This is a genomic window from Kitasatospora sp. NPDC054939 (assembly GCF_053610105.1).
Genome location: NZ_JBSGXP010000138.1, coordinates 21,353 through 22,966 on the forward strand (window position 1 = coordinate 21,353; position 1,614 = coordinate 22,966).

Annotated in this window: 1 protein-coding gene; it reads left to right on the forward strand. The window is 73.5% G+C overall.

From position 1 onward, the window contains the following. Positions 1 to 151 precede the first annotated feature (151 nt). The coding region (gene pdxR, locus ACWGB8_RS30110) for a MocR-like pyridoxine biosynthesis transcription factor PdxR (protein WP_452216780.1) at positions 152 to 1,614 on the forward strand (1,463 nt) is incomplete at its 3' end.

Below are 1,614 nucleotides of genomic sequence, written 5' to 3' on the forward strand. Positions count from 1 at the left end.
GTCGTCGCCCCCGCCCGGGGGGGGGGCGCCCCCCCCCCCCCACGCACCCACCCCCCGACGGCCCGGCAGGGGGGCGTTGCCGCCGCCCGGCCCGGGGCCCGAGCCCGCTCCGGGACGCGGCCGTATCCACCCTCATGGAAAGGACTCCGCCATGCCGAGAGGTTCCACCGCACTTCCCAGTGGCGGGTTCCGGCTGGTCAGATCCAGCCCGGTGCCGCTGTACCAGCAGCTCTACGAGCAGATCCGCTGGCACATCGACACCGGCCAGTTCCAGCCCGGCAGCCGGCTGCCCGCGACCAGGACCCTCGCCGAGGAGCTGCAGGTGTCCCGGAACACGGTCCTGGTGGCGTACGAGCGGTTACTGGCGGAGGGGTACCTCGACGGCAAGGTCGGGTCGGGGACCAGGGTCGCCGGCTCGGCGCCGGCCGGCTCGATCAGCCCGGAGGCGGCCCGGATGCCGGACGCCTGGGAGAAGAAGCCGCGCGGCGCGCCACGGCTCTCCCGGGCGGCCCAGACCGTGCTGAAGGCCTCCCGGGAGGTGGACGTCCCGCACGAGACGCTCGCCTACCCGGCGCGCCCGTTCACCCTGGGCACGCCCGCCCTGGACGCCTTCCCCACCACCACCTGGAGCCGGATCGTCTCGCGCCGCTCGTACCGGATGAGCAGCGCGCTGTACGCCCACCGGGACCCGGCCGGCTACTGGCCGCTGCGCAAGGAGATCGCCAGCTACCTGGGGCTCACCCGCGGGGTGAAGTGCACCGCGGACGAGGTGATCATCGTCTCCAGCTCGCAGGCCGCGCTGAACCTGCTGGCCCGGATGCTGCTGGACGAGGGCGAGCAGGTGCTGGTGGAGAACCCGGGCTTCGCCGGCAACCGGGCGGCGCTGGCCGCGGCCGGGGTGGAGCCCTGCCCGGTGGACATGGACAGCGAGGGCATCTGCGTCCTGCTCGGCGAGTCCCGCTACCCGCAGGCCCGGATGGCGGTGGTCACCCCCAACAACCAGTTCCCGCTGAGCAACCGGATGTCGGACTTCCGCCGGGGCCAGCTGCTGGACTGGGTGGAGCGGGTGGACGGCTGGGTGGTCGAGGACGACTACGACGGCGAGTTCTGGGTCGGCCAGCCCTGCCCGCCGCTGCAGCAGCGGGACCTCAGCGGCCGGGTGGTCTACATCGGCACCTTCAGCAAGGTGTTCTTCCCGGCGATGCGGATGGCCTACATGGTGGTGCCGCCCGAACTGGTGGACATCGTCACCGCCGCCCAGCGCTTCACCGTCTCCTCGCTGCCGATCCTCATCCAGGCGGCGATGGCGGACTTCCTGGTGGAGAACCACTTCGCCCGGCACGTGCGACGGATGCGCGAGGTGTACGCCGAGCGCGGGGAGGCCTGCGTGGAGGCGCTCGGCAAGCACTTCGGCGACCTGGTGGCGGTGGAGCCGCCGGCCGCCGGGATGCACCTGACGGTCTGGTTCCCGGAAGGCACCGACGATCTGCGGATGGCCCGGCTCTGCCGCCAGCAGGGGGTGCGGATCTATCCGCTGTCCGGGTTCTTCGCGGCCTCCGGGCCCGGTGGTCCGGGAGGCACCGCGGCCGGTGCGCCCGGCGCCCCCGGTGGGGC